13 protein-coding genes, 8 tRNA genes, 4 rRNA genes and 1 pseudogene are annotated in these 24,799 nt (G+C 49.5%); 1 reads left to right on the plus strand and 25 read right to left on the minus strand.

The window, feature by feature from the left end; translation table 11 throughout:
* Window positions 1–311 precede the first annotated feature (311 nt).
* The 24 genes and pseudogenes from BCOA_RS23380 to spoIIE form a co-directional block, all read right to left on the minus strand.
* A 16S ribosomal RNA gene (locus BCOA_RS23380) occupies window positions 312–1,865 on the minus strand.
* Between the two features lie 120 nt (window positions 1,866–1,985).
* Window positions 1,986–2,061, minus strand: a tRNA-Ala gene (locus BCOA_RS23385).
* A 9-nt stretch (window positions 2,062–2,070) separates the two neighbouring features.
* A tRNA-Pro gene (locus BCOA_RS23390) sits at window positions 2,071–2,147 on the minus strand.
* 7 nt (window positions 2,148–2,154) lie between these two features.
* Window positions 2,155–2,228, minus strand: a tRNA-Arg gene (locus BCOA_RS23395).
* Between the two features lie 10 nt (window positions 2,229–2,238).
* Window positions 2,239–2,327 (minus strand) — tRNA-Leu (locus BCOA_RS23400).
* A 12-nt stretch (window positions 2,328–2,339) separates the two neighbouring features.
* Window positions 2,340–2,414: transfer RNA gene (locus BCOA_RS23405), tRNA-Gly, on the minus strand.
* A gap of 70 nt (window positions 2,415–2,484) precedes the next feature.
* Window positions 2,485–2,557 (minus strand) — tRNA-Lys (locus tag BCOA_RS23410).
* Between the two features lie 7 nt (window positions 2,558–2,564).
* A tRNA-Val gene (locus tag BCOA_RS23415) sits at window positions 2,565–2,640 on the minus strand.
* A gap of 8 nt (window positions 2,641–2,648) precedes the next feature.
* Window positions 2,649–2,764: ribosomal RNA gene (gene rrf, locus BCOA_RS23420) — 5S ribosomal RNA — on the minus strand.
* A 241-nt stretch (window positions 2,765–3,005) separates the two neighbouring features.
* Window positions 3,006–5,939, minus strand: a 23S ribosomal RNA gene (locus tag BCOA_RS23425).
* Window positions 5,940–6,257: 318 nt separating this feature from the next.
* A 16S ribosomal RNA gene (locus BCOA_RS23430) occupies window positions 6,258–7,811 on the minus strand.
* The 16S, 23S and 5S rRNA genes sit together here with 7 tRNA genes alongside, the layout of an rRNA operon.
* Before the next feature lie 395 nt (window positions 7,812–8,206).
* On the minus strand, window positions 8,207–9,694 hold the full coding sequence (gene lysS, locus BCOA_RS23435; protein WP_014096545.1) for a lysine--tRNA ligase: 1,488 nt from the start codon (window positions 9,692–9,694) through the stop codon (window positions 8,207–8,209).
* A 330-nt stretch (window positions 9,695–10,024) separates the two neighbouring features.
* On the minus strand, window positions 10,025–10,543 hold the full coding sequence (folK, locus tag BCOA_RS23440) for a 2-amino-4-hydroxy-6-hydroxymethyldihydropteridine diphosphokinase (RefSeq protein ID WP_014096546.1): 519 nt from the start codon (window positions 10,541–10,543) through the stop codon (window positions 10,025–10,027).
* The gene (gene folB / locus BCOA_RS23445; RefSeq protein WP_014096547.1) at window positions 10,536–10,904 is read right to left on the minus strand and encodes a dihydroneopterin aldolase; all 369 of its coding nucleotides are present in this window, start codon (window positions 10,902–10,904) and stop codon (window positions 10,536–10,538) included. Before folB ends, folK begins: the two co-directional genes overlap by 8 nt.
* Entirely contained in the window at window positions 10,882–11,718 is an 837-nt protein-coding gene (gene folP / locus BCOA_RS23450) for a dihydropteroate synthase (RefSeq protein ID WP_014096548.1), read from the minus strand. The genes folB and folP overlap by 23 nt, the downstream gene beginning before the upstream one ends.
* A 227-nt stretch (window positions 11,719–11,945) precedes the next feature.
* Window positions 11,946–12,872, minus strand: a complete 927-nt coding sequence (gene cysK, locus BCOA_RS23455; RefSeq protein ID WP_014096549.1) for a cysteine synthase A — start codon at window positions 12,870–12,872, stop codon at window positions 11,946–11,948.
* Window positions 12,873–13,206: 334 nt separating this feature from the next.
* Window positions 13,207–14,088: pseudogene (gene hslO, locus BCOA_RS23460) on the minus strand (Hsp33 family molecular chaperone HslO).
* 15 nt (window positions 14,089–14,103) lie between these two features.
* Window positions 14,104–14,874, minus strand: a complete 771-nt coding sequence (locus tag BCOA_RS23465) for a type III pantothenate kinase (protein ID WP_017550860.1) — start codon at window positions 14,872–14,874, stop codon at window positions 14,104–14,106.
* Between the two features lie 150 nt (window positions 14,875–15,024).
* Window positions 15,025–17,037, minus strand: coding sequence for an ATP-dependent zinc metalloprotease FtsH (ftsH, locus tag BCOA_RS23470; protein ID WP_014096552.1), 2,013 nt, complete (start codon window positions 17,035–17,037; stop codon window positions 15,025–15,027).
* Window positions 17,038–17,203: 166 nt separating this feature from the next.
* Window positions 17,204–17,752 carry a hypoxanthine phosphoribosyltransferase gene (hpt, locus tag BCOA_RS23475; protein WP_014096553.1) on the minus strand — a complete coding sequence of 183 codons (549 nt, stop codon included), beginning with the start codon at window positions 17,750–17,752 and terminating at the stop codon, window positions 17,204–17,206.
* Window positions 17,736–19,172: a tRNA lysidine(34) synthetase TilS gene (gene tilS / locus BCOA_RS23480; RefSeq protein WP_014096554.1), complete on the minus strand. Its 1,437-nt coding sequence runs from the start codon at window positions 19,170–19,172 to the stop codon at window positions 17,736–17,738. Before tilS ends, hpt begins: the two co-directional genes overlap by 17 nt.
* A 457-nt stretch (window positions 19,173–19,629) precedes the next feature.
* The gene (locus tag BCOA_RS23485) at window positions 19,630–20,619 is read right to left on the minus strand and encodes a serine/threonine protein kinase (protein ID WP_014096555.1); all 990 of its coding nucleotides are present in this window, start codon (window positions 20,617–20,619) and stop codon (window positions 19,630–19,632) included.
* Complete coding sequence (locus BCOA_RS23490) at window positions 20,585–21,322, minus strand: VWA domain-containing protein (protein ID WP_014096556.1); 738 nt, start codon at window positions 21,320–21,322, stop codon at window positions 20,585–20,587. Before BCOA_RS23490 ends, BCOA_RS23485 begins: the two co-directional genes overlap by 35 nt.
* A gap of 107 nt (window positions 21,323–21,429) precedes the next feature.
* A complete protein-coding gene (spoIIE, locus tag BCOA_RS23495; protein WP_014096557.1) occupies window positions 21,430–23,916 on the minus strand; it encodes a stage II sporulation protein E in 2,487 nt (828 codons plus the stop codon).
* Between the two features lie 205 nt (window positions 23,917–24,121).
* On the opposite strand from spoIIE, the gene BCOA_RS23500 reads away from it, so the two are divergent.
* A tRNA-Met gene (locus BCOA_RS23500) sits at window positions 24,122–24,195 on the plus strand.
* Between the two features lie 177 nt (window positions 24,196–24,372).
* Here the strand turns inward: BCOA_RS23500 and BCOA_RS23505 are convergent.
* A complete protein-coding gene (locus BCOA_RS23505) occupies window positions 24,373–24,795 on the minus strand; it encodes a S1 domain-containing RNA-binding protein (protein ID WP_014096558.1) in 423 nt (140 codons plus the stop codon).
* Window positions 24,796–24,799 lie beyond the last annotated feature (4 nt).

Here is a 24,799-nt window from a genome sequence, read left to right on the forward strand (position 1 = left end):
GGTTTAAATCCAAAAATAAGCGATTCTCGGTTTACTTGGTTTGTTTCTCCTATCCGGTTTTCAAAGAACACATGTTGAAGGATTGAACCTTCAAAACTGAACAAAACGGAAACGTCAAACTTGATTTTGGAAAACGAAGTTTTCCTTTTCTGTCTAGCTCCGGGCGCTATCGGCTAGCGTATTTCTACGTCTTCTCCCTACGATAAGTCAACATCGATTCGCCTTTAAGGCTCATCGTGTTTCCTTTATCTCAGTCGAAGACTACGAAATCCGTACGCCGATGAACGAGCGCCCTACGCTTTTCCCCTTAGAAAGGAGGTGATCCAGCCGCACCTTCCGATACGGCTACCTTGTTACGACTTCACCCCAATCATCTGTCCCACCTTCGGCGGCTGGCTCCGTAAAGGTTACCTCACCGACTTCGGGTGTTACAAACTCTCGTGGTGTGACGGGCGGTGTGTACAAGGCCCGGGAACGTATTCACCGCGGCATGCTGATCCGCGATTACTAGCGATTCCGGCTTCATGCAGGCGGGTTGCAGCCTGCAATCCGAACTGGGAATGGTTTTCTGGGATTGGCTTAACCTCGCGGTCTCGCAGCCCTTTGTACCATCCATTGTAGCACGTGTGTAGCCCAGGTCATAAGGGGCATGATGATTTGACGTCATCCCCACCTTCCTCCGGTTTGTCACCGGCAGTCACCTTAGAGTGCCCAACTGAATGCTGGCAACTAAGGTCAAGGGTTGCGCTCGTTGCGGGACTTAACCCAACATCTCACGACACGAGCTGACGACAACCATGCACCACCTGTCACTCTGTCCCCCGAAGGGGAAGGCCCTGTCTCCAGGGAGATCAGAGGATGTCAAGACCTGGTAAGGTTCTTCGCGTTGCTTCGAATTAAACCACATGCTCCACCGCTTGTGCGGGCCCCCGTCAATTCCTTTGAGTTTCAGCCTTGCGGCCGTACTCCCCAGGCGGAGTGCTTAATGCGTTAGCTGCAGCACTAAAGGGCGGAAACCCTCTAACACTTAGCACTCATCGTTTACGGCGTGGACTACCAGGGTATCTAATCCTGTTTGCTCCCCACGCTTTCGCGCCTCAGCGTCAGTTACAGACCAGAGAGCCGCCTTCGCCACTGGTGTTCCTCCACATCTCTACGCATTTCACCGCTACACGTGGAATTCCACTCTCCTCTTCTGCACTCAAGCCTCCCAGTTTCCAATGACCGCTTGCGGTTGAGCCGCAAGATTTCACATCAGACTTAAGAAGCCGCCTGCGCGCGCTTTACGCCCAATAATTCCGGACAACGCTTGCCACCTACGTATTACCGCGGCTGCTGGCACGTAGTTAGCCGTGGCTTTCTGGCCGGGTACCGTCAAGGCGCCGCCCTGTTCGAACGGCACTTGTTCTTCCCCGGCAACAGAGTTTTACGACCCGAAGGCCTTCTTCACTCACGCGGCGTTGCTCCGTCAGACTTTCGTCCATTGCGGAAGATTCCCTACTGCTGCCTCCCGTAGGAGTTTGGGCCGTGTCTCAGTCCCAATGTGGCCGATCACCCTCTCAGGTCGGCTACGCATCGTTGCCTTGGTGAGCCGTTACCCCACCAACAAGCTAATGCGCCGCGGGCCCATCTGTAAGTGACAGCCGAAGCCGTCTTTCCTTTTTCCTCCATGCGGAGGAAAAAACTATCCGGTATTAGCCCCGGTTTCCCGGCGTTATCCCGATCTTACAGGCAGGTTGCCCACGTGTTACTCACCCGTCCGCCGCTAACCTTTTAAAAGCAAGCTTTTAAAAGGTCCGCACGACTTGCATGTATTAGGCACGCCGCCAGCGTTCGTCCTGAGCCAGGATCAAACTCTCAGTAAAGATGTTTGATAAAAGCTCAAAAAGAATTTGACGTTTCGTTTTGTCCAGTTTTCAAGGAACAATCACAAACAGCAACTTTTAAAGTATAACACTTATTTATTTAGAAGTCAATACTTTTTTTGGTGGAGCCTAGCGGGATCGAACCGCTGACCTCCTGCGTGCAAAGCAGGCGCTCTCCCAGCTGAGCTAAGGCCCCGAATTTGAATGGTCGGGAAGACAGGATTCGAACCTGCGACCCCATGGTCCCAAACCATGTGCTCTACCAAGCTGAGCTACTTCCCGTATATAGCGCGCCCAAGAGGAGTCGAACCCCTAACCTTTTGATCCGTAGTCAAACGCTCTATCCAATTGAGCTATGGGCGCATATATCGAATGGTGCCGAGGACCGGAGTCGAACCGGTACGGTAGTCACCTACCGCAGGATTTTAAGTCCTGTGCGTCTGCCAATTCCGCCACCCCGGCAAGAGAAAAAAATGGAGCGGAAGACGGGATTCGAACCCGCGACCCCCACCTTGGCAAGGTGATGTTCTACCACTGAACTACTTCCGCAAAAATTCAGGTCAAAGAATTTCAGGCCGTCTTTGAACAGGCTGAAATTCTTATTTCCTGCTAAATATGATGAGCCATGCAGGATTCGAACCTGCGACCCTCTGATTAAAAGTCAGATGCTCTACCAACTGAGCTAATGGCTCATATTTATGGTGGAGGATGACGGGATCGAACCGCCGACCCTCTGCTTGTAAGGCAGACGCTCTCCCAGCTGAGCTAATCCTCCGTATTATGGCCCGGCAACGTCCTACTCTCGCAGGGGGAAACCCCCAACTACCATCGGCGCTGGAAAGCTTAACTTCCGTGTTCGGGATGGGAACGGGTGTGACCTTTCCGCCATTATCACCGGACCTGTATAATTTTGGGATGTGTTCCCTGAAAACCGGATGGGAGAAAAAACTGTAAACGGAGAACGCGTTTCTAACTTTGAGAATTGTCTAGCTCCAGCGCCTATCGGCTAGCGTATTTCTGCGCTTTCTCCCTACGATAAGTCAACATCGGCTCGCCTTTAGGGGCTCGCCGTGTTTCCTTTATCTCAGTCGAAAGCTCCGAAATCCGTACGCCGATGACCAAGGCGCTTCCGCTTTTCTATTGGTTAAGTCCTCGATCGATTAGTATCCGTCAGCTCCACGCGTCGCCGCGCTTCCACCCCGGACCTATCAACCTGATCATCTTTCAGGGATCTTACCAGTATAAACTGTGGGAAATCTCATCTTGAGGGGGGGCTTCATGCTTAGATGCTTTCAGCACTTATCCCTTCCGCACATAGCTACCCAGCGATGCCTTTGGCAAGACAACTGGTACACCAGCGGTGCGTCCATCCCGGTCCTCTCGTACTAAGGACAGCTCCTCTCAAATTTCCTGCGCCCGCGACGGATAGGGACCGAACTGTCTCACGACGTTCTGAACCCAGCTCGCGTACCGCTTTAATGGGCGAACAGCCCAACCCTTGGGACCGACTACAGCCCCAGGATGCGATGAGCCGACATCGAGGTGCCAAACCTCCCCGTCGATGTGGACTCTTGGGGGAGATCAGCCTGTTATCCCCAGGGTAGCTTTTATCCGTTGAGCGATGGCCCTTCCATGCGGAACCACCGGATCACTAAGCCCGACTTTCGTCCCTGCCCGACTTGTAAGTCTCGCAGTCAAGCTCCCTTATGCCTTTACACTCTGCGAATGATTTCCAACCATTCTGAGGGAACCTTTGGGCGCCTCCGTTACCTTTTAGGAGGCGACCGCCCCAGTCAAACTGCCTGCCTGACACTGTCTCCCACCCCGGTAAGGGGTGCGGGTTAGAATTTCAATACAGTCAGGGTAGTATCCCACCGATGCCTCCGCCGAAGCTGGCGCTCCGGTTTCCAAGGCTCCTACCTATCCTGTACAAGCTGTACCAAAATTCAATATCAGGCTGCAGTAAAGCTCCATGGGGTCTTTCCGTCCTGTCGCGGGTAACCTGCATCTTCACAGGTACTATAATTTCACCGAGTCTCTCGTTGAGACAGTGCCCAGATCGTTACACCTTTCGTGCGGGTCAGAACTTACCTGACAAGGAATTTCGCTACCTTAGGACCGTTATAGTTACGGCCGCCGTTTACTGGGGCTTCAGTTCAGAGCTTCGCCTGACGGCTAACCCCTCTCCTTAACCTTCCAGCACCGGGCAGGTGTCAGCCCCTATACTTCGCCTTGCGGCTTCGCAGAGACCTGTGTTTTTGCTAAACAGTCGCCTGGGCCTATTCACTGCGGCTTCCCGGGGCATACACCCCAAAAAGCACCCCTTCTCCCGAAGTTACGGGGTCATTTTGCCGAGTTCCTTAACGAGAGTTCTCTCGCTCACCTTAGGATTCTCTCCTCGCCTACCTGTGTCGGTTTGCGGTACGGGCGCCTTTCACCTCACTAGAGGCTTTTCTTGGCAGTGTGGAATCAGGAACTTCGGTACTCAAATTTCCCTCGCCATCACAGCTCCGCCTTGGCGCGAAGGATTTGCCTCCGCACCGGCCTAACTGCTTGGACGCGATCAACCAGTGTCGCGCTCGCCCTATCCTCCTGCGTCCCCCCATCGTTCAAACGGTGAAGAGGCGGTACAGGAATATCAACCTGTTGTCCATCGCCTACGCCTTTCGGCCTCGGCTTAGGCCCCGACTAACCCTGAGCGGACGAGCCTTCCTCAGGAAACCTTAGGCATTCGGTGGAAGGGATTCTCACCCTTCTTTCGCTACTCATACCGGCATTCTCACTTCTAAGCGCTCCACCGGTCCTTCCGGTCCGGCTTCAACGCCCTTAGAACGCTCTCCTACCACGGACACCATACGGTGTCCATCCGCAGCTTCGGTGATACGTTTAGCCCCGGTACATTTTCGGCGCAGCGTCACTCGACCAGTGAGCTATTACGCACTCTTTGAATGATGGCTGCTTCTAAGCCAACATCCTGGTTGTCTAAGCAACGCCACATCCTTTTCCACTTAACGTATACTTTGGGACCTTAGCTGGCGGTCTGGGCTGTTTCCCTTTCGACCATGGATCTTATCACTCACAGTCTGACTCCCAAGCATAAGTTTTTGGCATTCGGAGTTTGTCTGAATTCGGTAACCCGATGAGGGCCCCTCGTCCAAACAGTGCTCTACCTCCAAAACTCTTCGCTTGAGGCTAGCCCTAAAGCTATTTCGGAGAGAACCAGCTATCTCCAAGTTCGATTGGAATTTCTCCGCTACCCACACCTCATCCCCGCACTTTTCAACGTGCGTGGGTTCGGGCCTCCAGCAAGTGTTACCTTGCCTTCACCCTGGACATGGGTAGATCACCTGGTTTCGGGTCTGCGGCCTCATACTCTTTCGCCCTGTTCAGACTCGCTTTCGCTGCGGCTCCGCTTCTTCAGCTTAACCTTGCATGAGACCGTAACTCGCCGGTTCATTCTACAAAAGGCACGCCATCACCCGTTAACGGGCTCTGACTACTTGTAGGCACACGGTTTCAGGATCTCTTTCACTCCCCTCCCGGGGTGCTTTTCACCTTTCCCTCACGGTACTGGTTCACTATCGGTCACTAGGGAGTATTTAGCCTTGGGAGATGGTCCTCCCGGATTCCGGCGGGATTCCTCGTGTCCCGCCGTACTCAGGATCCACTCGGGAGAGAACGAAGTTTCAGTTACAGGGCTTTTACCTTCTCCGGCAGGCCTTTCCAGGCCGCTTCACTTACCCCGTTCTTTTGTAACTCCCATATGAGTGTCCTACAACCCCGGAAGGCAAGCCTTCCGGTTTGGGCTGTTTCCTGTTCGCTCGCCGCTACTTGGGAAATCGCAATTGCTTTCTCTTCCTCCGGGTACTGAGATGTTTCAGTTCCCCGGGTGTGCCCTTCCTGCCCTATGGATTCAGGCAGGAATCCTGTCCGATTAAAGACAGGGGGTTTCCCCATTCGGAAATCTCCGGATCAAAGCTTACGTACAGCTCCCCGGAGCATATCGGTGTTTGTACCGTCCTTCATCGGCTCCTAGTGCCAAGGCATCCGCCGTGCGCCCTTTCTAACTTAACCATAAAAAGGTTTAAATCCAAAAATAAGCGATTCTCGGTTTACTTGGTTTGTTTCTCCTATCCGGTTTTCAAAGAACACATGTTGAAGGATTGAACCTTCAAAACTGAACAAAACGGAAACGTCAAACTTGATTTTGGAAAACGAAGTTTTCCTTTTCTGTCTAGCTCCGGGCGCTATCGGCTAGCGTATTTCTACGTCTTCTCCCTACGATAAGTCAACATCGATTCGCCTTTAAGGCTCATCGTGTTTCCTTTATCTCAGTCGAAGACTACGAAATCCGTACGCCGATGAACGAGCGCCCTACGCTTTTCCCCTTAGAAAGGAGGTGATCCAGCCGCACCTTCCGATACGGCTACCTTGTTACGACTTCACCCCAATCATCTGTCCCACCTTCGGCGGCTGGCTCCGTAAAGGTTACCTCACCGACTTCGGGTGTTACAAACTCTCGTGGTGTGACGGGCGGTGTGTACAAGGCCCGGGAACGTATTCACCGCGGCATGCTGATCCGCGATTACTAGCGATTCCGGCTTCATGCAGGCGGGTTGCAGCCTGCAATCCGAACTGGGAATGGTTTTCTGGGATTGGCTTAACCTCGCGGTCTCGCAGCCCTTTGTACCATCCATTGTAGCACGTGTGTAGCCCAGGTCATAAGGGGCATGATGATTTGACGTCATCCCCACCTTCCTCCGGTTTGTCACCGGCAGTCACCTTAGAGTGCCCAACTGAATGCTGGCAACTAAGGTCAAGGGTTGCGCTCGTTGCGGGACTTAACCCAACATCTCACGACACGAGCTGACGACAACCATGCACCACCTGTCACTCTGTCCCCCGAAGGGGAAGGCCCTGTCTCCAGGGAGGTCAGAGGATGTCAAGACCTGGTAAGGTTCTTCGCGTTGCTTCGAATTAAACCACATGCTCCACCGCTTGTGCGGGCCCCCGTCAATTCCTTTGAGTTTCAGCCTTGCGGCCGTACTCCCCAGGCGGAGTGCTTAATGCGTTAGCTGCAGCACTAAAGGGCGGAAACCCTCTAACACTTAGCACTCATCGTTTACGGCGTGGACTACCAGGGTATCTAATCCTGTTTGCTCCCCACGCTTTCGCGCCTCAGCGTCAGTTACAGACCAGAGAGCCGCCTTCGCCACTGGTGTTCCTCCACATCTCTACGCATTTCACCGCTACACGTGGAATTCCACTCTCCTCTTCTGCACTCAAGCCTCCCAGTTTCCAATGACCGCTTGCGGTTGAGCCGCAAGATTTCACATCAGACTTAAGAAGCCGCCTGCGCGCGCTTTACGCCCAATAATTCCGGACAACGCTTGCCACCTACGTATTACCGCGGCTGCTGGCACGTAGTTAGCCGTGGCTTTCTGGCCGGGTACCGTCAAGGCGCCGCCCTGTTCGAACGGCACTTGTTCTTCCCCGGCAACAGAGTTTTACGACCCGAAGGCCTTCTTCACTCACGCGGCGTTGCTCCGTCAGACTTTCGTCCATTGCGGAAGATTCCCTACTGCTGCCTCCCGTAGGAGTTTGGGCCGTGTCTCAGTCCCAATGTGGCCGATCACCCTCTCAGGTCGGCTACGCATCGTTGCCTTGGTGAGCCGTTACCCCACCAACAAGCTAATGCGCCGCGGGCCCATCTGTAAGTGACAGCCGAAGCCGTCTTTCCTTTTTCCTCCATGCGGAGGAAAAAACTATCCGGTATTAGCCCCGGTTTCCCGGCGTTATCCCGATCTTACAGGCAGGTTGCCCACGTGTTACTCACCCGTCCGCCGCTAACCTTTTAAAAGCAAGCTTTTAAAAGGTCCGCACGACTTGCATGTATTAGGCACGCCGCCAGCGTTCGTCCTGAGCCAGGATCAAACTCTCAGTAAAGATGTTTGATAAAAGCTCAAAAAGAATTTGACGTTTCGTTTTGTCCAGTTTTCAAGGAACAATCTGTGTTGCTTTCTAAGCGACTTTAATATTCTACTACAAACGAATACTATTGTCAACAACTTTTTCAAATCTGTATTTCAGTAGGCATTTAATTAGCCAACGAATATTACTATACCATGCATTTGGCACGAATGCAATAGTTTTTCGCCATTTATTTTTCAAACAAGCTGAAGCCTGCTTCCTTTCACCAAAGCAGGAAAAAAGCTTACGGTTGGCCATAACAAACATCCATTCCCAAGAAACTGGCCACTTGAACGTTAATATTATATTAAAATAATGTTTTCAAAAAGCAGCGGTTCCTGCCCCGCTGCTTTTTGTAAGTTTTGCTTTGCTTAATCCCTGCTTTTCATTAATGGGAAGAGCAGCACGTCCCGGATAGACGGGGCATTGGTCAGCAACATGACAAGCCGGTCAACGCCGATGCCGAGTCCTCCTGTTGGCGGCATGCCGTATTCCAATGCTTCAATAAAGTCTTCATCCATTTGGTGCGCTTCGTCATTCCCCTGCTCGCGCTCTTTCAGCTGGTTCACGAAACGTTCGCGCTGGTCGATCGGGTCATTCAGTTCGGTGAAGGCATTGGCATGTTCACGGCCGACAATGAACAGTTCGAACCGGTCTGTAAACCGCGGGTCTTTTTCATTTTTTCTAGCAAGCGGCGAGATTTCGACCGGGTGCCCGTAAACGAAAGTCGGCTGGATCAGTTTTTCTTCTACCCTTTGCTCGAAAAATTCATTGACGATATGCCCGTATTCCATATGTTCCGTGATTTCAATATGGTGTTCTTTTGCAAGTGCCCTTGCTTCTTCCGTGCTTGTCACATTCCAGAAGTCGACGCCCGTATATTCTTTAATCGCATCGACCATATGCAGGCGGCGCCACTCCGGTTCAAGATTTACTTCGTGTTCGCCGTACCGGATGGTGGTTGTGCCAAGTACTTCTTTTGCTGTGTGGACAATCATGTTTTCAGTCAGCTGCATAATATCGTTAAAATCCGCATATGCTTCGTACAGCTCAAGCATCGTGAATTCCGGGTTATGGCGGGTATCGATTCCTTCATTGCGGAAGACGCGGCCGATTTCATAGACTTTTTCCAACCCGCCGACAATCAGCCGTTTCAGATGAAGTTCAATCGCAATCCGCATATAAAGGTCGATATCGAGCGCATTGTGATGGGTGATAAACGGCCGTGCAGCCGCCCCACCTGCAATGGCATGCATCATCGGCGTTTCGACTTCCAAATAGCCGTTCTTGTCCAAATAATTGCGGATGGACTGGATAATGCGGCTTCTTGTAATGAACGTGTTTTTACTTTCTTCACTCATAATCAGGTCGAGATAACGCTGACGGTACCGCTGCTCGATGTCCCGCAGGCCGTGGAATTTATCCGGCAACGGGCGCAGCGCTTTTGTTAACAGAATAAATTCTTTGACTTTGACGGACAATTCGCCCACTTTTGTCCGGAAAACCGTGCCTTTAAGCCCGACAATGTCGCCAAGGTCCGTGCTTTTGAATAACTCGTACTGTTCTTCGCCGACTGCGTCCTGGCGAATATAAAACTGGATTTGCCCTTTCAAGTCCTGGATATGGGCAAACCCGGCCCTTCCTTTCCGCCGTTTTGTCATGATCCGCCCGGCAATGGCAACTGGAATCTCTTTTTCTTCCAGTTGTTCTTCCGTGCATTCGCCGTATTTTTGTTTTAATTCTTCCGTGTCGGTTGTCCGTTCAAAACGCTTGCCGAACGGGTCCACCCCTTTTTCGCGGAGCGCCTCCATTTTTTCTTTCCGGACCAGATACTGTTCATTTATATTTTCGCCACTCATCTTTTTTCCTCCAATCGTTAAAAATGCCGGCCAATATGATAGAAAAGGAAAGACGCCTTTCCTTATTTTCCGCCCTCTTCAAGTATGAAAGGTTCTGCCGCCCAACATTAGCCATTATAGACGTATACCTCTATTATTGTACACAATCTTTCGCGTTCAGACATCCTTTCACCAGGTTTTTTCTTTGTATGTATACAAGCAAGTACTGCCGGGATTCCTCCGGCAGTACTCCGTTACATGGCCTGTCGTTGTTTCCGTACCGGTTATACACCAATCCGTATTTCAGTATAAAGCCGCCGCCGGGTTGTTTAAAATGCCCGGGGGTACCCTTTATGGCAAGAAAGCAGTATCCCCTGTGATCTGTTTCCACAGCCGGACACCATCTTTGTCTGTGCACTTTTTCAGCAGTTCCGCATACGGGGTTTTGGTTACAGGGTCGCAAAGTGCATTGTCCAATTCCGCGAGGGGAACCAAAACAAATGCCCGTTCATGCATGCGCGGGTGCGGAATGGTAAGATTCTCTGTTTTCATATTTTCCTGATTATACAACAAAATGTCAAGGTCTATTGTCCGCGGTCCCCAATGAATTTCCCTTTTTCTCCGTAACTTTTTTTCAATCTCAAGGCAGGCAGCGAGCAGGTCAAAAGGGGATAACCGCGTTTCAATTTGAACAGCCATATTTAAAAACTGTCCCTGCTCGGTGTAACCGACAGGATTGGTTTCATAAATGGATGAAACTTTGCAAACCTTTATGTCCGGGTTGTTTCTAAGTAACCGGATGGCGTGCTGAAGATAATCAAATCGCGGTTCAATATTGGATCCGAGTGCCAAATAAGCGAGATTATCCATTCTTTCTTCTCCTTGTAATTTCGACCGCAACGGACTTGTAATGGCCGGGAATGGGCGGGTCCGGTTTGGTTACTTTGACTGTGACTTCCGCAACTTTTTCGTATAAAGCGAGAATGGAAGCAGCCAGTTTTTCTGCGACAGCTTCAAGGAGCTTGAAAGGCTGCCCTTCAACAATTTTTTTCACGCATGCATAGACATCCGCATAACTGACGGTTTCTTCCAGCCGGTCGGTTTCGCCCGCCTGCTTTAAGTCCAAACCAAGCACGATGGATACACGGAAGCGCTGGCCCAGTTTATTTTCCTCGGGCAATACGCCGTGGTAACCGTAAAATTCCATATCATGAATATAAATTTTGTCCATCCTGTTCCCCTTTTCCGACGAGGGCGTCCATCATTTTCACCATTCTGCTTACAGGTTTTACATCGTGGACACGGACCATATGGCAGCCTTTCATGATGCCAAAGCAGCATACCGCCCCAGTGCCTTCCATTCTTTCGCCCGTCGGCAGCCCGAGCACGCTTCCGATCATGCGCTTCCTTGAGGCAGCAAGCAGAACGGGATAGCCGAGTCCAACAAGTTTGTCGAGGTTTCGCATCATTTCCATGTCTTCCTGAAAACCTTTCGCAAACCCGATACCCGGATCGAGGATGATTTGCCGGTCCTCGACGCCTGCTTTTTTTGCAATCGTGATGCTTTCATACAGGTCGTTCAGACAGTCCCGCATAAAATGTTCATACTGCGGCTTTTCGCGGTTATGCATTAAAATAATCGGAACGTTGTACTGTGCGGCAACATCGGCGATTTCCGGATCCCGTTTTGCCCCCCATACATCATTGATGATATGTGCGCCTGCTTTTATTGCTTCTTCCGCAGTTCTCGCTTTATACGTATCGACAGAAAGCGGCGCCTGGATTTTTCCTGCCACCGCGTGAATGACCGGCAAGATTCTCTCCAGTTCTTCCTCTGCTGACACCGGCTGATGCCCCGGCCTTGTCGACTCTCCGCCAATATCGAGCAGATCGGCACCGTCCTCTACCATCTGATACGCATGTTCCACCGCTTTCTCAGGCTGAAAAAAATTCCCTCCGTCCGAAAAAGAATCGGGCGTTACATTTAATATGCCCATTACATAGGTTTTACGGGTAAAATCGAACGTAAACGAACCACACTTCAACTGCTGTTCTCCCCTTTTTCAGTTCAATAATTATAGTCTATCACATCCGCGGCCATCGATTAATACGGAATACAAAGATGTGGGTCGCTGGAGCAGATCCGGGATCACCCCGGGCGCCCTACTAAAAAAGCTGCCGGATGCCAACTAGAGGCTGGCGTTTCAAACCAGCATAGATAGGCTGTGAAAAGAAAAACCCGCGGGGCGTTTCTCCGCGGGTTTTATCGTTTTTAATCTTCAAACTGGTAAAGCGGGGTGCTCAAATAGCGTTCGCCGGTATCCGGAATGATGGCAAGCACTTTTTTGCCTTTGCCGAGTTTTTTCGCCACTTCAAGGGCAGCGTAAACGGCAGCACCGGAAGAAATCCCGCCGAGAATGCCTTCTTTTGCCGCTGTATCTTTTGCCGCTTTGAAAGCCTGATCCGTTGTGACACGGATAATTTCATCGTAAATTTCTTTATCAAGTGTTTCAGGGACAAAGTTGGTGCCGATACCTTGAATTTTGTGCGGGCCCGGTTTGCCTTCAGACAACAGCGGGGAGTCATCCGGTTCAACAGCATAAATTTTGATACCTGGATAAGCTTCGCGCAGCGCCTGGCCAGCCCCTGTAATCGTTCCGCCGGTGCCGACGCCGGCAACAAAAGCATCGAGCTGATCTCCCATTTGTTCAATGATTTCTTTACCGGTTGTCAAACGGTGGATTTCCGGGTTGGCCGGGTTTTTGAATTGCTGTGGCATAAAATAGCCGTTTTCTTTCACGAGTTGTTCCGCTTTATTTACTGCGCCTTTAATGCCTTCAGAGCCCGGGGTTAAAACAAGCTTTGCCCCGTATGCACGCAGTAGGCTGCGACGTTCCATACTCATTGTTTCCGGCATGACAATGACAGCTTTGTATCCTTTTGCAGCCGCAATCATGGCAAGCCCGATTCCCGTGTTGCCGCTTGTCGGTTCAACAATGGTGTCGCCCGGTTTTAAGCGTCCTTTTTGTTCAGCGTCTTCAATCATCGCGAGGGCAATCCGGTCTTTTACACTGCTGGCCGGATTGAAATATTCCAGCTTCAAATACACTTCTGCATCATTTTCATTTGTCAGACGGTTTACTTTTACAACCGGTGTGTTGCCGACCAATTCAGCAACAGAGTTCACATACTTTGCCAAAATCATCCACCCCATATTCCGAGTATTTTTATTGGTTTAATATCTAAAAATTAACATCTTTTTACGCAATTGTCAACCAAAATGCCTTGCTATTCTATGACAAAGTGCCTAAGAAACAATGCCGGCAATATCGCTTTTTTAGCCACTGACGCTGGGCTTCTTGATCAAGCGACGGCTATTGCAACGGGACGGGGGCAAGCTTCCGTCAATCAAACAGGCCAGCCCCGATTAGACAACTTGGTTAAAAGTTGCCCATTCGCGCTCAAGGGGCCCGCATTCATCTGAAAAGGAAGGCCGTTTTGCCGAAAATCATCCTGCCCTCACGGCTTTCGCCTTACCCCTTTGCTTCTTCCAGCATTTGTTCCAGATCTTCACGGCTAAAATGGTATTTTTCACGACAGAAATGGCAGACGGCTTCAGCTTGCCCGTCTTCCTCGATCATGTCCCGGAGCTCCTGTTTGCCGAGGCCGATCATAGCAGAAGCAAATTTTTCTTTGGAGCAGGTGCATTCAAACCGTACTGCCATTTTCTCCAATATCTGCACATTTTCTTCGCCGAGCAGATTTGCCAATATTTCTTCCGGCGAAAGCCCCTGGCGGATAAGGTCGGAAATCGGGGCGGTATCAGAAATTTTATTTTCAATTTCCGAGATGACTTTCTCGTCTGTTCCCGGCATCAACTGGATGATAAACCCGCCGGAAGCCAGAATCGTGTTGTCGGGATTAACCAGCACACCGACACCGACTGCAGATGGCACTTGTTCGGAAGCGGCAAAATAATACGTAAAATCTTCGCCGAGCTCGCCGGATACAAGCGGAACCTGGCCTGAAAAATTCTCACGAAGCCCGAGATCTTTTACAACGGTAAGCGTCCCATCTGTCCCGACTGCACGCCGGACATCCAGCTTTCCTTTTTTGTTTAAATCAAAATGGGTTTGCGGATTGGTAACATAGCCCCGGACTTCCCCGTGTGCATTCGCGTCTACCAGAATGACACCGATCGGTCCGCCGCCTTCCACTTTGATCGTAATTTTTTCATCCCCCTTCAGCATGGCCCCCATCATCGCCCCCGCTGTCAACGTTCTGCCCAGCGCGGCGGAAGCTGTCGGCCAAGTGTAGTGCCTCCGTTGGGCTTCTCAAACGGTTTCCGTTGTTTCCGCAGCGTATGCCCGGACCTGCCCGTCATACGCTAATGCTTTAATTAAATAATCCGCCAAAAGAAAAATCCTCCTTTAATGCTGTAAGTTTCGGTTATAAATCAAGTGCAACCCTTTTAAAGTCAAAAATTGGTCGACGATATCAATGCTTTTTGATTCTTTTGCAATGAGGGGTGCATGCCCGCCTGTTGCAATGACGACCGGGTCTTTTTTACTTTTTGCTTTCATCCGGGACACGATACCTTCAACCTGTCCGACATAGCCGAAAACAATGCCTGCCTGCATGGCACTAACGGTGTTCCGGCCAATAATATCATCCGGGCTCGCGATTTCTATCCGGGGCAGTTTGGCTGCTCTCGAGTACAGGGCTTCCGCTGAGATGCTGATGCCCGGCGCAATCGCCCCCCCCATATACTGCTTTTCCTCGTTAATATAACAATAAGTAGTCGCTGTCCCGAAGTCGACAATAATTAACGGACTGCCGTATTCGTGGATGCCGGCGACCGCATTGACAATCCGGTCCGCCCCCACCTCACGCGGATTATCGTATTTGATGTCGAGCCCTGTTTTCACCCCTGGGCCGACGATAAGCGGCGAAACGTGGAAATATTTGCTGCACATCCGCTCCAGTGCGTACATAATTGGAGGCACCACAGAAGAAATAATAATGCCAGTAATATCGTTAAAGTGAATGCCGACATGGCGGAACAAGGCTTTCATAGACATGCCGTATTCATCTTCCGTTTTATCCCGGACGGTTTGAATGCGCCAATGATATTTTAGTTCATCTTTATCGTATACACCTAATACAATGTTTGTATTCCCCACATCGATCACCAATAACATTATGCTCACCACTTTGTTTTTCTGTTAGTTTTTATGCAACCATCATACCATAATCTCCGTGATTTAGAGAATGCTTTCATTTGGTTCCCTAGCCATAAAAAAGCACCGCCTTTTTTTCAGACGGTGCTTTTTTAAATGATTTGCAACCTATCAAAGTTGATCATCATCTGCCGGTCTTGATGGTCCCAGTTTCCCCGGCCGTTTTTCATCTGGCATCCCGGTATCCGAATTATTTCCGGCACCCGGATCCACTTCTTTGATGCCGCCCTGCTTCGACTGCAGGTTCACGCGCGGCTCGGTTCCACCGATTTCAGCCGGATCCTGGGATTTCGCAGGCTGTTCAGGCAACGTGCCATGTTCAAACAGATGCTTGATTTGTTTTGCATCCAATGTTTCCACTTCAAGCAGCGTTTTTGCGATCAGTTCCAGCTTATCGCGGTGTTCAAGCAAGATCTGCCGTGCCCGTTCATAACAGGTTTTAATGATATTTTGAATCTCTGTATCAATTTCGTAGGCAATTTTATCGGAATAATTTTGGTCATTGTTAATATCTCTGCCCAAAAATACCTGGCCTTGCGAAGACCCGAACTGGAGAGGGCCAAGCTTATCGCTCATCCCAAATTCAGTTACCATCCTTCTCGCAATGCCGGTTGCGCGTTCAAAGTCGTTGGATGCGCCCGTTGACACTTCACCGAACGTAATTTCTTCGGATACACGGCCGCCGAGAAGCCCCGTAATCTTATCGAGCAATTCTGGTTTTGTCATGAAATAACGGTCTTCTTTCGGTACCATCATCGCGTACCCGCCGGCCTGTCCGCGCGGCACAATGGTCACTTTCTGGACAATTTCCGCTTCATCGAGCACAAGCCCGATAACGGTATGCCCGGATTCATGGAAGGCCACAATATTGCGTTCTTTTTCCGAAATGACCCGGCTCTTTTTCGCCGGTCCGGCAATGACGCGGTCTGTCGCTTCATCAATATCCTGCATGTCAATTTTTTTCTTGGAAGCCCTTGCCGCAATCAACGCTGCTTCATTAAGCAGGTTTTCCAGATCGGCTCCGGAAAAACCTGGTGTCCGTTGGGCAATCGCTTTTAAATCGACGGACGGGTCAAGCGGCTTATTGCGCGCATGGACACGCAGCACAGCTTCACGCCCGTGGACATCCGGTCGGTCAACCGTAATCTGACGGTCAAAGCGTCCCGGCCGCAGAAGCGCAGGATCAAGAATATCCGGGCGGTTTGTTGCCGCAATAATAATGATTCCTTCATTGGCGCTAAATCCGTCCATTTCAACGAGCAGCTGGTTCAACGTCTGTTCACGTTCATCATGGCCGCCGCCGAGCCCTGCACCACGCTGGCGCCCGACTGCGTCAATTTCATCAATAAAGATAATACAAGGCGCGTTCTTTTTCGCGTTTTCAAATAAATCACGAACCCGGCTTGCACCGACACCGACAAACATTTCGACAAAATCAGAACCGCTGATGGAGAAGAAAGGAACGCCTGCTTCACCTGCAACTGCCCTTGCCAGCAATGTTTTACCGGTTCCCGGAGGCCCGACAAGCAGTACGCCTTTCGGGATACGGGCACCCAGTTCGGAAAACTTGCGTGGATCTTTTAAGAATTCGACGACTTCGACAAGTTCCTGTTTCTCTTCATCCGCGCCGGCAACGTCACGGAAACGGACTTTCTTTTTGTCGTCATTGTAAAGCCTTGCTTTGCTCTTCCCGAAATTCATGACACGGCCGCCCCCGCCCTGTGCCTGGTTCATCAGGAAGAAGAACAGAATGAAAATAATCACAAACGGAATAATGGATGTCAGGAAAGAAACCCATCCATTCGTTTCTTTTGCCTGGAGGACATCGACTTTCACTTTTTGATCGTGCGCCGCTTTATCGATCCGGTTCAGCATGGCCTGGTCATCCATAACATACGTAATAAACTGTTTATTGCCGTCTTTCAGCAGGCCCCGGATCTCATAAACGCCCCTTGAAGGCTGCGTTGTTATACTCTTTACACTGCCATTATCCAAATAAGAAACAAATTGATCATAGGATATCGTTTCCGTCGTTTCGCTGCTGCGGTTAAAAAAACTTACGATCCCGATCAGGACGACAAATAATAATACGTAGAAAATTGTATTTCTGAAGATCCGATTCATTCCTTACCTCCTCCCACGGTCTTAAAAAACTATATTCAATAGTACTATAGTGGTTTTTAATTTAACAATATTTTGCACCCGTTTTTCATCTTTTTTTCACAGACCGTTTGCTTTTCCATACATATAGCCTGAATTTCACAATGATAGTCCTCTTTTTTCGGAATTCTTACTCCCCCTCATGGGTATAAACAGCTGGCTTCAGGATGCCGATATACGGAAGGTTGCGGTATTTTTCCGCATAGTCAAGGCCGTATCCGACAACGAATTCATCCGGGACAATGAATCCGACATAGTCAGCCTGGATGTCCGCTTTCCGACCCGATGGTTTGTCGAGCAATGTGACGATTTTAATGGATTTTGCTTTCCGGTAGCGGAACAATTCAACCAGGTAACTGAGCGTCATCCCGCTGTCAATAATGTCTTCGATAATCAGGACATCGCGCCCTTCCACCGAGGTATCCAAGTCTTTTAAGATTTTGACTTCTCCGGATGAAACAGTAGAATTCCCGTAGCTCGATACGTCCATAAAATCCATTTCCAAATATGTATCCATATGCTTGACAAGATCGGCCATAAACATCATGGCGCCTTTTAATACCCCGATCGCAAGCGGAAATCTGCCATCATACTCTTTCGTCAGCTGCTCCCCCAATTCCTTTACTTTTCGCTGGACTTCCTCTTCTGTAATGAGGATTTTTTCAATATCCTGATTCATCTTGCGATTGCCCCCTAGAAGTTGTTTGCTTACAATAGTGCACGACATAGTAGGTTTCATCAGGTAAAATAAGCCCGGATTCAAACTTTGCTTTTTTCAGATTCGGAAGCCACAGGATGTTCCCTTTTGAATCGGTTACAACCGGCCACAAATCCCGCTCCGGCTTTGAAATTTTCTCATCAATAAATATATCTTTTACCTTTTTTGAACCATTTAGTCCTTTTGCTTCAATTCTGTCCCCCGGTTTCCTTGTACGGACAATAAGGGGGAGAGAAGTGTCGTTTATGTGTAATAATAGCATATTCTTTGGCAGGGATGAATATGAAATTTTGCTTTTTACAAGCTTTATCGTATACCCGTTCGGCAGATCAATCTTCATCCCTTCATCCAAGACATATTGATATGCAGAACGGGCGGGGCGGCGCCCAAAAGAAAAGGCCATGCGCCCGTAGTCCCTTACAGCCTTTAAGCCGCCGGGGAGATCGGCGCTCCCGGACGGATTGGAGCCTGAAGCCAGTTTTAAAACGGCATCTGTATGTATCGCTGTGACGTCTTTTATGTCTTCATTGTAAAGATATTTTAATATTAGATGAATCGCCCGCCTTTGTAAAGGCATAGGCATCCCTTTGAACTTCCGGAGATCGAGCGTGCAAGTTCCGGACCCTGTTTCCGCCATCTGCTTTAATTTTTCCTGCGCCAGCCCGTAAAGATAGATTTCATCTTCCAAAAGCTCTTCGCTGAATCTTTGAAAATGCAAATGGGCCCGCGGGTTTTCTTTCTTTAGAAAAGGCAGGACGGACGCACGAAACCGGTTTCTTGCAAAGTCGGGGGATGCGTTGCTTTCATCGGTGCGTGGTTCGAGATGATAATGGGCGCAGTAATCTATGATTTCTTTTTTGGCCGTGCCCAATAGCGGACGGATGATTTCTCCCTTTGCAAACGGCCGGCGAAACGGAATGCCTGCCCTTCCCTTTCCGCCTGCGCCCCTTGTAAGCCGCATCAGTACCGTTTCCATCTGGTCATCGCCGTGGTGGCCTAATACAACTTTATTGGCGCCGGTTTTCTCCATTGCTTCAGCGAGAAAAGCATACCGGTATTTTCTCGCTGCTTCTTCAATGCCAAGGCCTTCTTCCTTCGCTTTTTCCAGCACCGGGATTTCTGCCGCTTCACAACCGATACGGTGAGATTCGCAAAAGCTTTTGACAAACAAAAGGTCTTTACAGGACGCTTCCCCCCTTAGCATATGGTTAACATGAGCGGCTGTTATCTTTACACGGAAGCGCTCCCTTCGCGAAGTGAGAAAGTGGAGGAGCGCAAGTGAATCCGGCCCGCCGGAAACCGCTACGAGCAAATGGTCTCCCGCCTCAATCAGCCTGTGTTTCCTGATAAAATGGAATACATTGTCCTCAAATGCGAGCATAAAACCTGTCCTTTTCGGTACCGTTTTGTTATTTCCATTGTAACATGGGCATTTCCAAATTTCTAAACATATTCTGCTTTAAAGAATTTGTGCCGGTGTATTTATCCTGAATATTCATTTCCATCCTTTTGCTTGCATGGACGTTTGCGTAAAATTTGCGCTATAAAAAGGAACTTCAGTTTTTCCATCAAGCCCGACCATCGATTTCTACGAGAACTACTTTTTGCGGCAGGCAACAGAGCGGCAATATTTTGTTCATTTTATATAGCATTTTCATCATAAGGCAAACGGCCGGAAATTTATGCTTTCTTTATAAAAAGGCGCCCGTCCTGAAAAAAGCATAGACTTGCCATCCTTGCCAGTGCTGCGCTCGTTGTCGCTGCGCACTTATTTTCGGCCATGCTGTAATCCCGGATTAGGAGGCCGCCGCATTTTTCCGGCATAAATTTGTGGATATTTAAAAAGGGATGCTGATTTGTCCGTAAGTATAATACCAGTATAACACAGAGATCATCAAGATGATCATCATGGCAGCCATGAACTTTTTAAATTTTCTAAACCTCCGTCTTTTTGCCCGCGACTGTCCGAGTTTTGATTTTTCCGGCCTGTGCGTTGTTTTGGCTTTCTTCTTTTCTCTATGCGAAGTCAGCAGCATAAGCATGTCCTGCCTCATCTCAAAAGCTGTCCGATATCCTCCCCCCAGCGCTTTCCGCAGCACCGCCTCAAATTTGCACAGCCCGGCATGTTGCCTGACCGCCGCCATCAGTTGTGGGAAACCATTTGCCTGTTTTTTTAAAAACCGGTTCGGATAGGCAAGATTGATCATTACCATTGCAACGGAAAACAAATCATAGGAAGGCTCGGCTTTCCGCGATCCCAACCCCCAGTAACCTCTGTCGAAAAACTCCGTAAATTCTTTTACTGAACGTCCGATCTTTGTCATCCCGCCCGGATCAATGCAGCGGATCCTGTTTCCAGGGGTTCCAACCAGCAAGTTTTCGGGCTTCAAATCTCCGAAAATCCAGCCCTGTTCATGCAAATGTTGTAAATCGGAAAGAAGCTGGATCACAAGCACTGCCGCCCAGGAAAAACCTTTCCCGGTGACAAAGGAAAGCAGATCCGGGCCGTCTATATATTCCATGACATAAAAAGGAATGATCTCCCGCCCGCGCTCCCAGTCATCCGCTTCCAAAAAGGAAGGCCCGAGGGACTGCCCCCGGGCCTTGGATATGGTTTTTAGTACGCTGGACTCGGATGCCACCTGGGCAGTGCTCACACCGACTTTTAATGCAACCGGACCGGCCGCCGATTCCGCCAGATAAACAGCGCCATTTGCACCGGCCCCGAGGCGCTTTAGCAATCTGTACCGGTTTTTATGCCATTTCCCCGTCACAACCGTACCCGGCGGATCATTAAATGGATTCTTCAAAGTATTGTCCGTCATCATGCGTATGATATCCCCTCAGCTTCCTTTTCCGGTCAAAATGGCGGATCGCCTCATGAATGGCCGGCCCTGTCGGCGTAATCCCGCCTGTCTGCAGTTTCGGAAATATGGCCACGAGCGATTCCAGTTTCGGTGTCCAGTCAAGCAGTTTCTCCGTTTCTTTCCTTTTCCCAGGAAATATAAAAACTGAAAATTGGTTATTCCCCATTCGCGCATTCAGGCTTAAAGACAAATCAAGCAAAGCTTCTTTTACAGTCTCGAGCTTCGGTTTCATACTTGCGCTTGTATCGACGAGCACGAGAATGTCCAAATCCACTGTTTCCCCCAGTTCATCTACCACCTCCAACACATCGCCGCGTTTTTCAGGCGGCAGTGCTTCAATGGATCCGTTACTTCCCAAAATATGTTTTAATTCCTTGTTCACGATTCCCTGAATCGTCTGGGTCATCGCTTTCCGAGTGACCATTTGCACGGTTTGCGATAATTGTTTCGTATAGACGATCTGGCTGACGCCACCCCCCGACATGGCGATATTTTGAATTTCCGCTGCCCCTTTTTCATCAATGATATCCCGTTCCATGACGCCAATTACATTAATGGTGATGCCTGCTTCTCTTGCCAATGCCGCAGCTGCAGCCGGATCACCCCCCTGGTTTGAACATCCGTCCGTAATCAGCAAAATCTGTTTTAAAGTGCCTGCATTCATTTTTTCTCCTCCTTGTCATTGACGGCATTTCTTCGTTTTTACCATCATCGACAATCGGGAGAAAATATATACCGTTGCCTTCCGCTTCTTCTATATGGCACGGACATTTAAGAGATCATTTTTTTCCCTTTGCTAACGGGGATGGCCGCCCATTTCGGCGTGTTGTGTTTGATTTTTGCAACGACGACCGTCATATCATCTTCAATTAAACCGGATCGCGAGCGGATCACTTCTTCTATGAGCAGGTCGGCAATTTCCTGGGGATTTTCCGTTTCCAGCTCCCGGATTTTCCGCTTGATCCATAATTCCGGGTTTTCAATGTAACGCGGGCCTTCCAAAATCCCGTCACTCATCATGATTAAAATATCACCGGCTTTCAGCTGCCGGGAAACGACATCCACATCAAATTCCTGGATCATGCCCATCGGCAAGTTCCCAGATTCAATTTTGATCACTTTATCGCCGCGTTTAATAAAGCTCGGCGTTGATCCAATTTTTAAAAATTTGCTGCTTGCATCCTGCAGGTCGATCATCGCCAGATCAAGCGTGGAAAACACTTCTTCCTGCGTCCTTAGCGCCAGAATGGAGTTCACCGATTTGATGGCAATCTTTTCTTCTATGCCCGATTCTAAAATCTGCCGCAAGAGCCTGAGCGTCTCATTGCTTTCATGATGGGCACGCTCGCCGTTTCCCATGCCGTCGCTGATAGCAATGGCGTACTTTCTTGAGCCAAGCTCGATCATCGAATAACTGTCACCGGATATAAAACCGCCTCCTTTTGCGGCATGCGCCACACCGGTGTCGACGACAAATGCCCTGGCCGAACGGAATGTCACATAGCCAAGCCCGCCCGACTGCGAACTGAACTCTTCTTTCTGGACAACAATCGTTTCTCCTAATATATCGGAAAGCATCGGCGCGATGATCTTTTCGCATTCGCCGTAGCCACTGTACTGCGGCAAGGTGATATCAATGTCAATATTGCCCGACTCTAGGCTGTAAATTTCGACCTGGTCAATATCGAGCCCGAAATCCTGTAATGACTCGAGGATCATTTCTTCCTGCCGCTGGTGGTTCTCGCGCTCCCGCTGAATTTCCTTTGCAAAATCTCCCATGACTTCCGAAACGCCCTGCAGCTGTTCTGCGACAATTTTCCGGCTTTCTTTGATCATTTTTTTGAATTTTTGATTGGCCTGGTAAAATGTCAATTCCTGGTTGATCGCATCTTCCACTTTTTGGGCCCTGACACAATGTTTCTCCAATTCGCGATGAGCACGCCTCGAAACCGCGCCGTCCCTTTCACTCAGGTCCTCCATCGTCATTTTCATCAAATCATACGTCTTATCAAAGTTTTTCGCCCAGCACTGCTCTTTTTTGAAGCAGGTCTGGCATGTCCGTTCCGTGACATTGCTGAAAAAATAATCCAGATCCCGCTCACGGTCCTCCTCTTCTTTCGTATGGTCATACTGCGAAAAGCTTTTGGAAAGCGCCTGGAAAACGGACGAGAACTGCTCCACGCGGTGAACCGTCACATCGCGCACTTTCCTTAAATACTGCTGCTGCTCCTTCATATATTCGGCTGTCCCCGGGATATGCCGCGCCATTTTTGCCGTAAACGGGGACGGCGTTAAAAAGAAAAGGGCAATGCTCACGCATGTTTCATACAGCGCGGCGCTTAAAGACGCCCCGGACTCGCCGTACATCGTAATCAGCAGGGTCGCAACAAGCATCCCGGCAGCCGCCCCCCCGCGCTTCCCTTCCTTTAACAATCCGCACAGGAGCCCTGCGAACGCAAGCAGGCTCATTTGATAAAAGCTGGACACGTTGGCAAGGCTGAAAATGAGACCGGTCACAACCCCGACAGTGGAACCGACCGTCGCGCCGCCGACAAACGCAAACAGGAGGACAAGATAGCGCGAAAAAATATGCTCAACGGACAACCCGTTCACCGTCCAGCCGATTGTCCCGGTCAAAACGGACGCGAGCACAATGATGAGACTGACGACTTCCTCCGTTTTTAATGTTTTTTTTCGTCTTGTTTGTGATAAGATTGGAATGCTTTGCATAAATATCATGGTAAGGATAAAGGTTAAGCACGATTCCACACCCGCCATCAGGCCGTCATAAAAAGAGAGCTGGAACTGCTGCTGAAGATAAAGGTAAGCGCATTTTGAAACAAGCGAGACAGCAAAGATGTAAAAGGGCAGCACCCGGGTTTCCTCTTTATGGTATTTGCCGAACAACCTGAATACAAGAATAAAGAGGATGGTCGATGCGAGCGTGTACATCCCGTTCGCAACAGATAATGTTAATCCGCCCGCAGTGAGCCCGAGCAGCGTGATGGGCGCCTTATCCCGCTTCATCACATAGACAGCTGCAAAAAACGGCAATGCAAACGGCGTAAAGTGCGACAAGATAAGGGCCCTTCCCAATAAAAAGCCAATGATCAAAAGACTGATCCCTTTTTGGATAAACAGGGATTCAAATTTTCCCCGGAGCTGCTTCCATCCTTTTGCAAACTCTTTTTTTGTTTCCTCAAGATCCACATGGCCCCCCTGTTCCATCATCCCGCGCTCAACTTTCCCCAAATTCATCATAAACTCCCCCTCATCACTTTGATACAAGCAATTATAAAAGGACAAGTTTTAAAAGTTTGTCAAAATTCCAATGCAGTCCAAAAGAAAAGTTCGACTTTTTCCACAAATATGCGATGCATTTTACAATTTTTTTCAAAAAGAGCAGTTGACAAATGGGTGCGGTGCCGTTATTATAGAAAATGTGCTTTTTCATTTAAGCCATGGCGGCGTAGCTCAGCTGGCTAGAGCGTACGGTTCATACCCGTGAGGTCGGGGGTTCGATCCCCTCCGCCGCTATATCTGTTTTGAAAAAAAACCGGCCCGTTCAAGGCCGGTTTTTTTCGTGTGATTCGGCGATTTTTGTCCGAAACAGCAAAAAGAAAAAGCGGATCCGACAAACATTTCTGTTTGAACCGGTTCCGCCCTCCAATTTAAAGCAAATGATACGGATATATGAGTCAACTAGACAGCAAGTTAGCCTCTTCTCGCGCCGCGGCCGCCGCGTTTTGATTCTGTATTTCGTTTGAGCGAAGACAGGCGATCTTCACTGTCTTTCAAAAAGCGCGCCATTTTGGATTCAAAATCTTCTTTTCCGCGGTTATTTCCCCGGCCATGCCTTTGCGGCCGATGGGAATGGGACTGGGATTGGGATTGCTGCGCCTGGTCTTTCGCCTTGCGGATCGACAAACCGATTTTCCCGTCTTTTTCGACATTCAGCACCTTTACTTCAACGATATCGCCGACTTTTAAATGGTCATGAATGTCTTTTACATAGTTATCAGCAACTTCACTGATATGAACCAGCCCGGTTGAGCCGTCCGGCAATTCGACGAAAGCCCCGAAATGCGTGATGCCTGTTACTTTACCTTGTAACTTGCTGCCTGCTTCAATTGACATAAAA

Origin of the sequence: Heyndrickxia coagulans 36D1 (assembly GCF_000169195.2) — a bacterium.
Classification (GTDB): Bacteria; Bacillota; Bacilli; order Bacillales; family Bacillaceae_C; genus Weizmannia; species Weizmannia faecalis.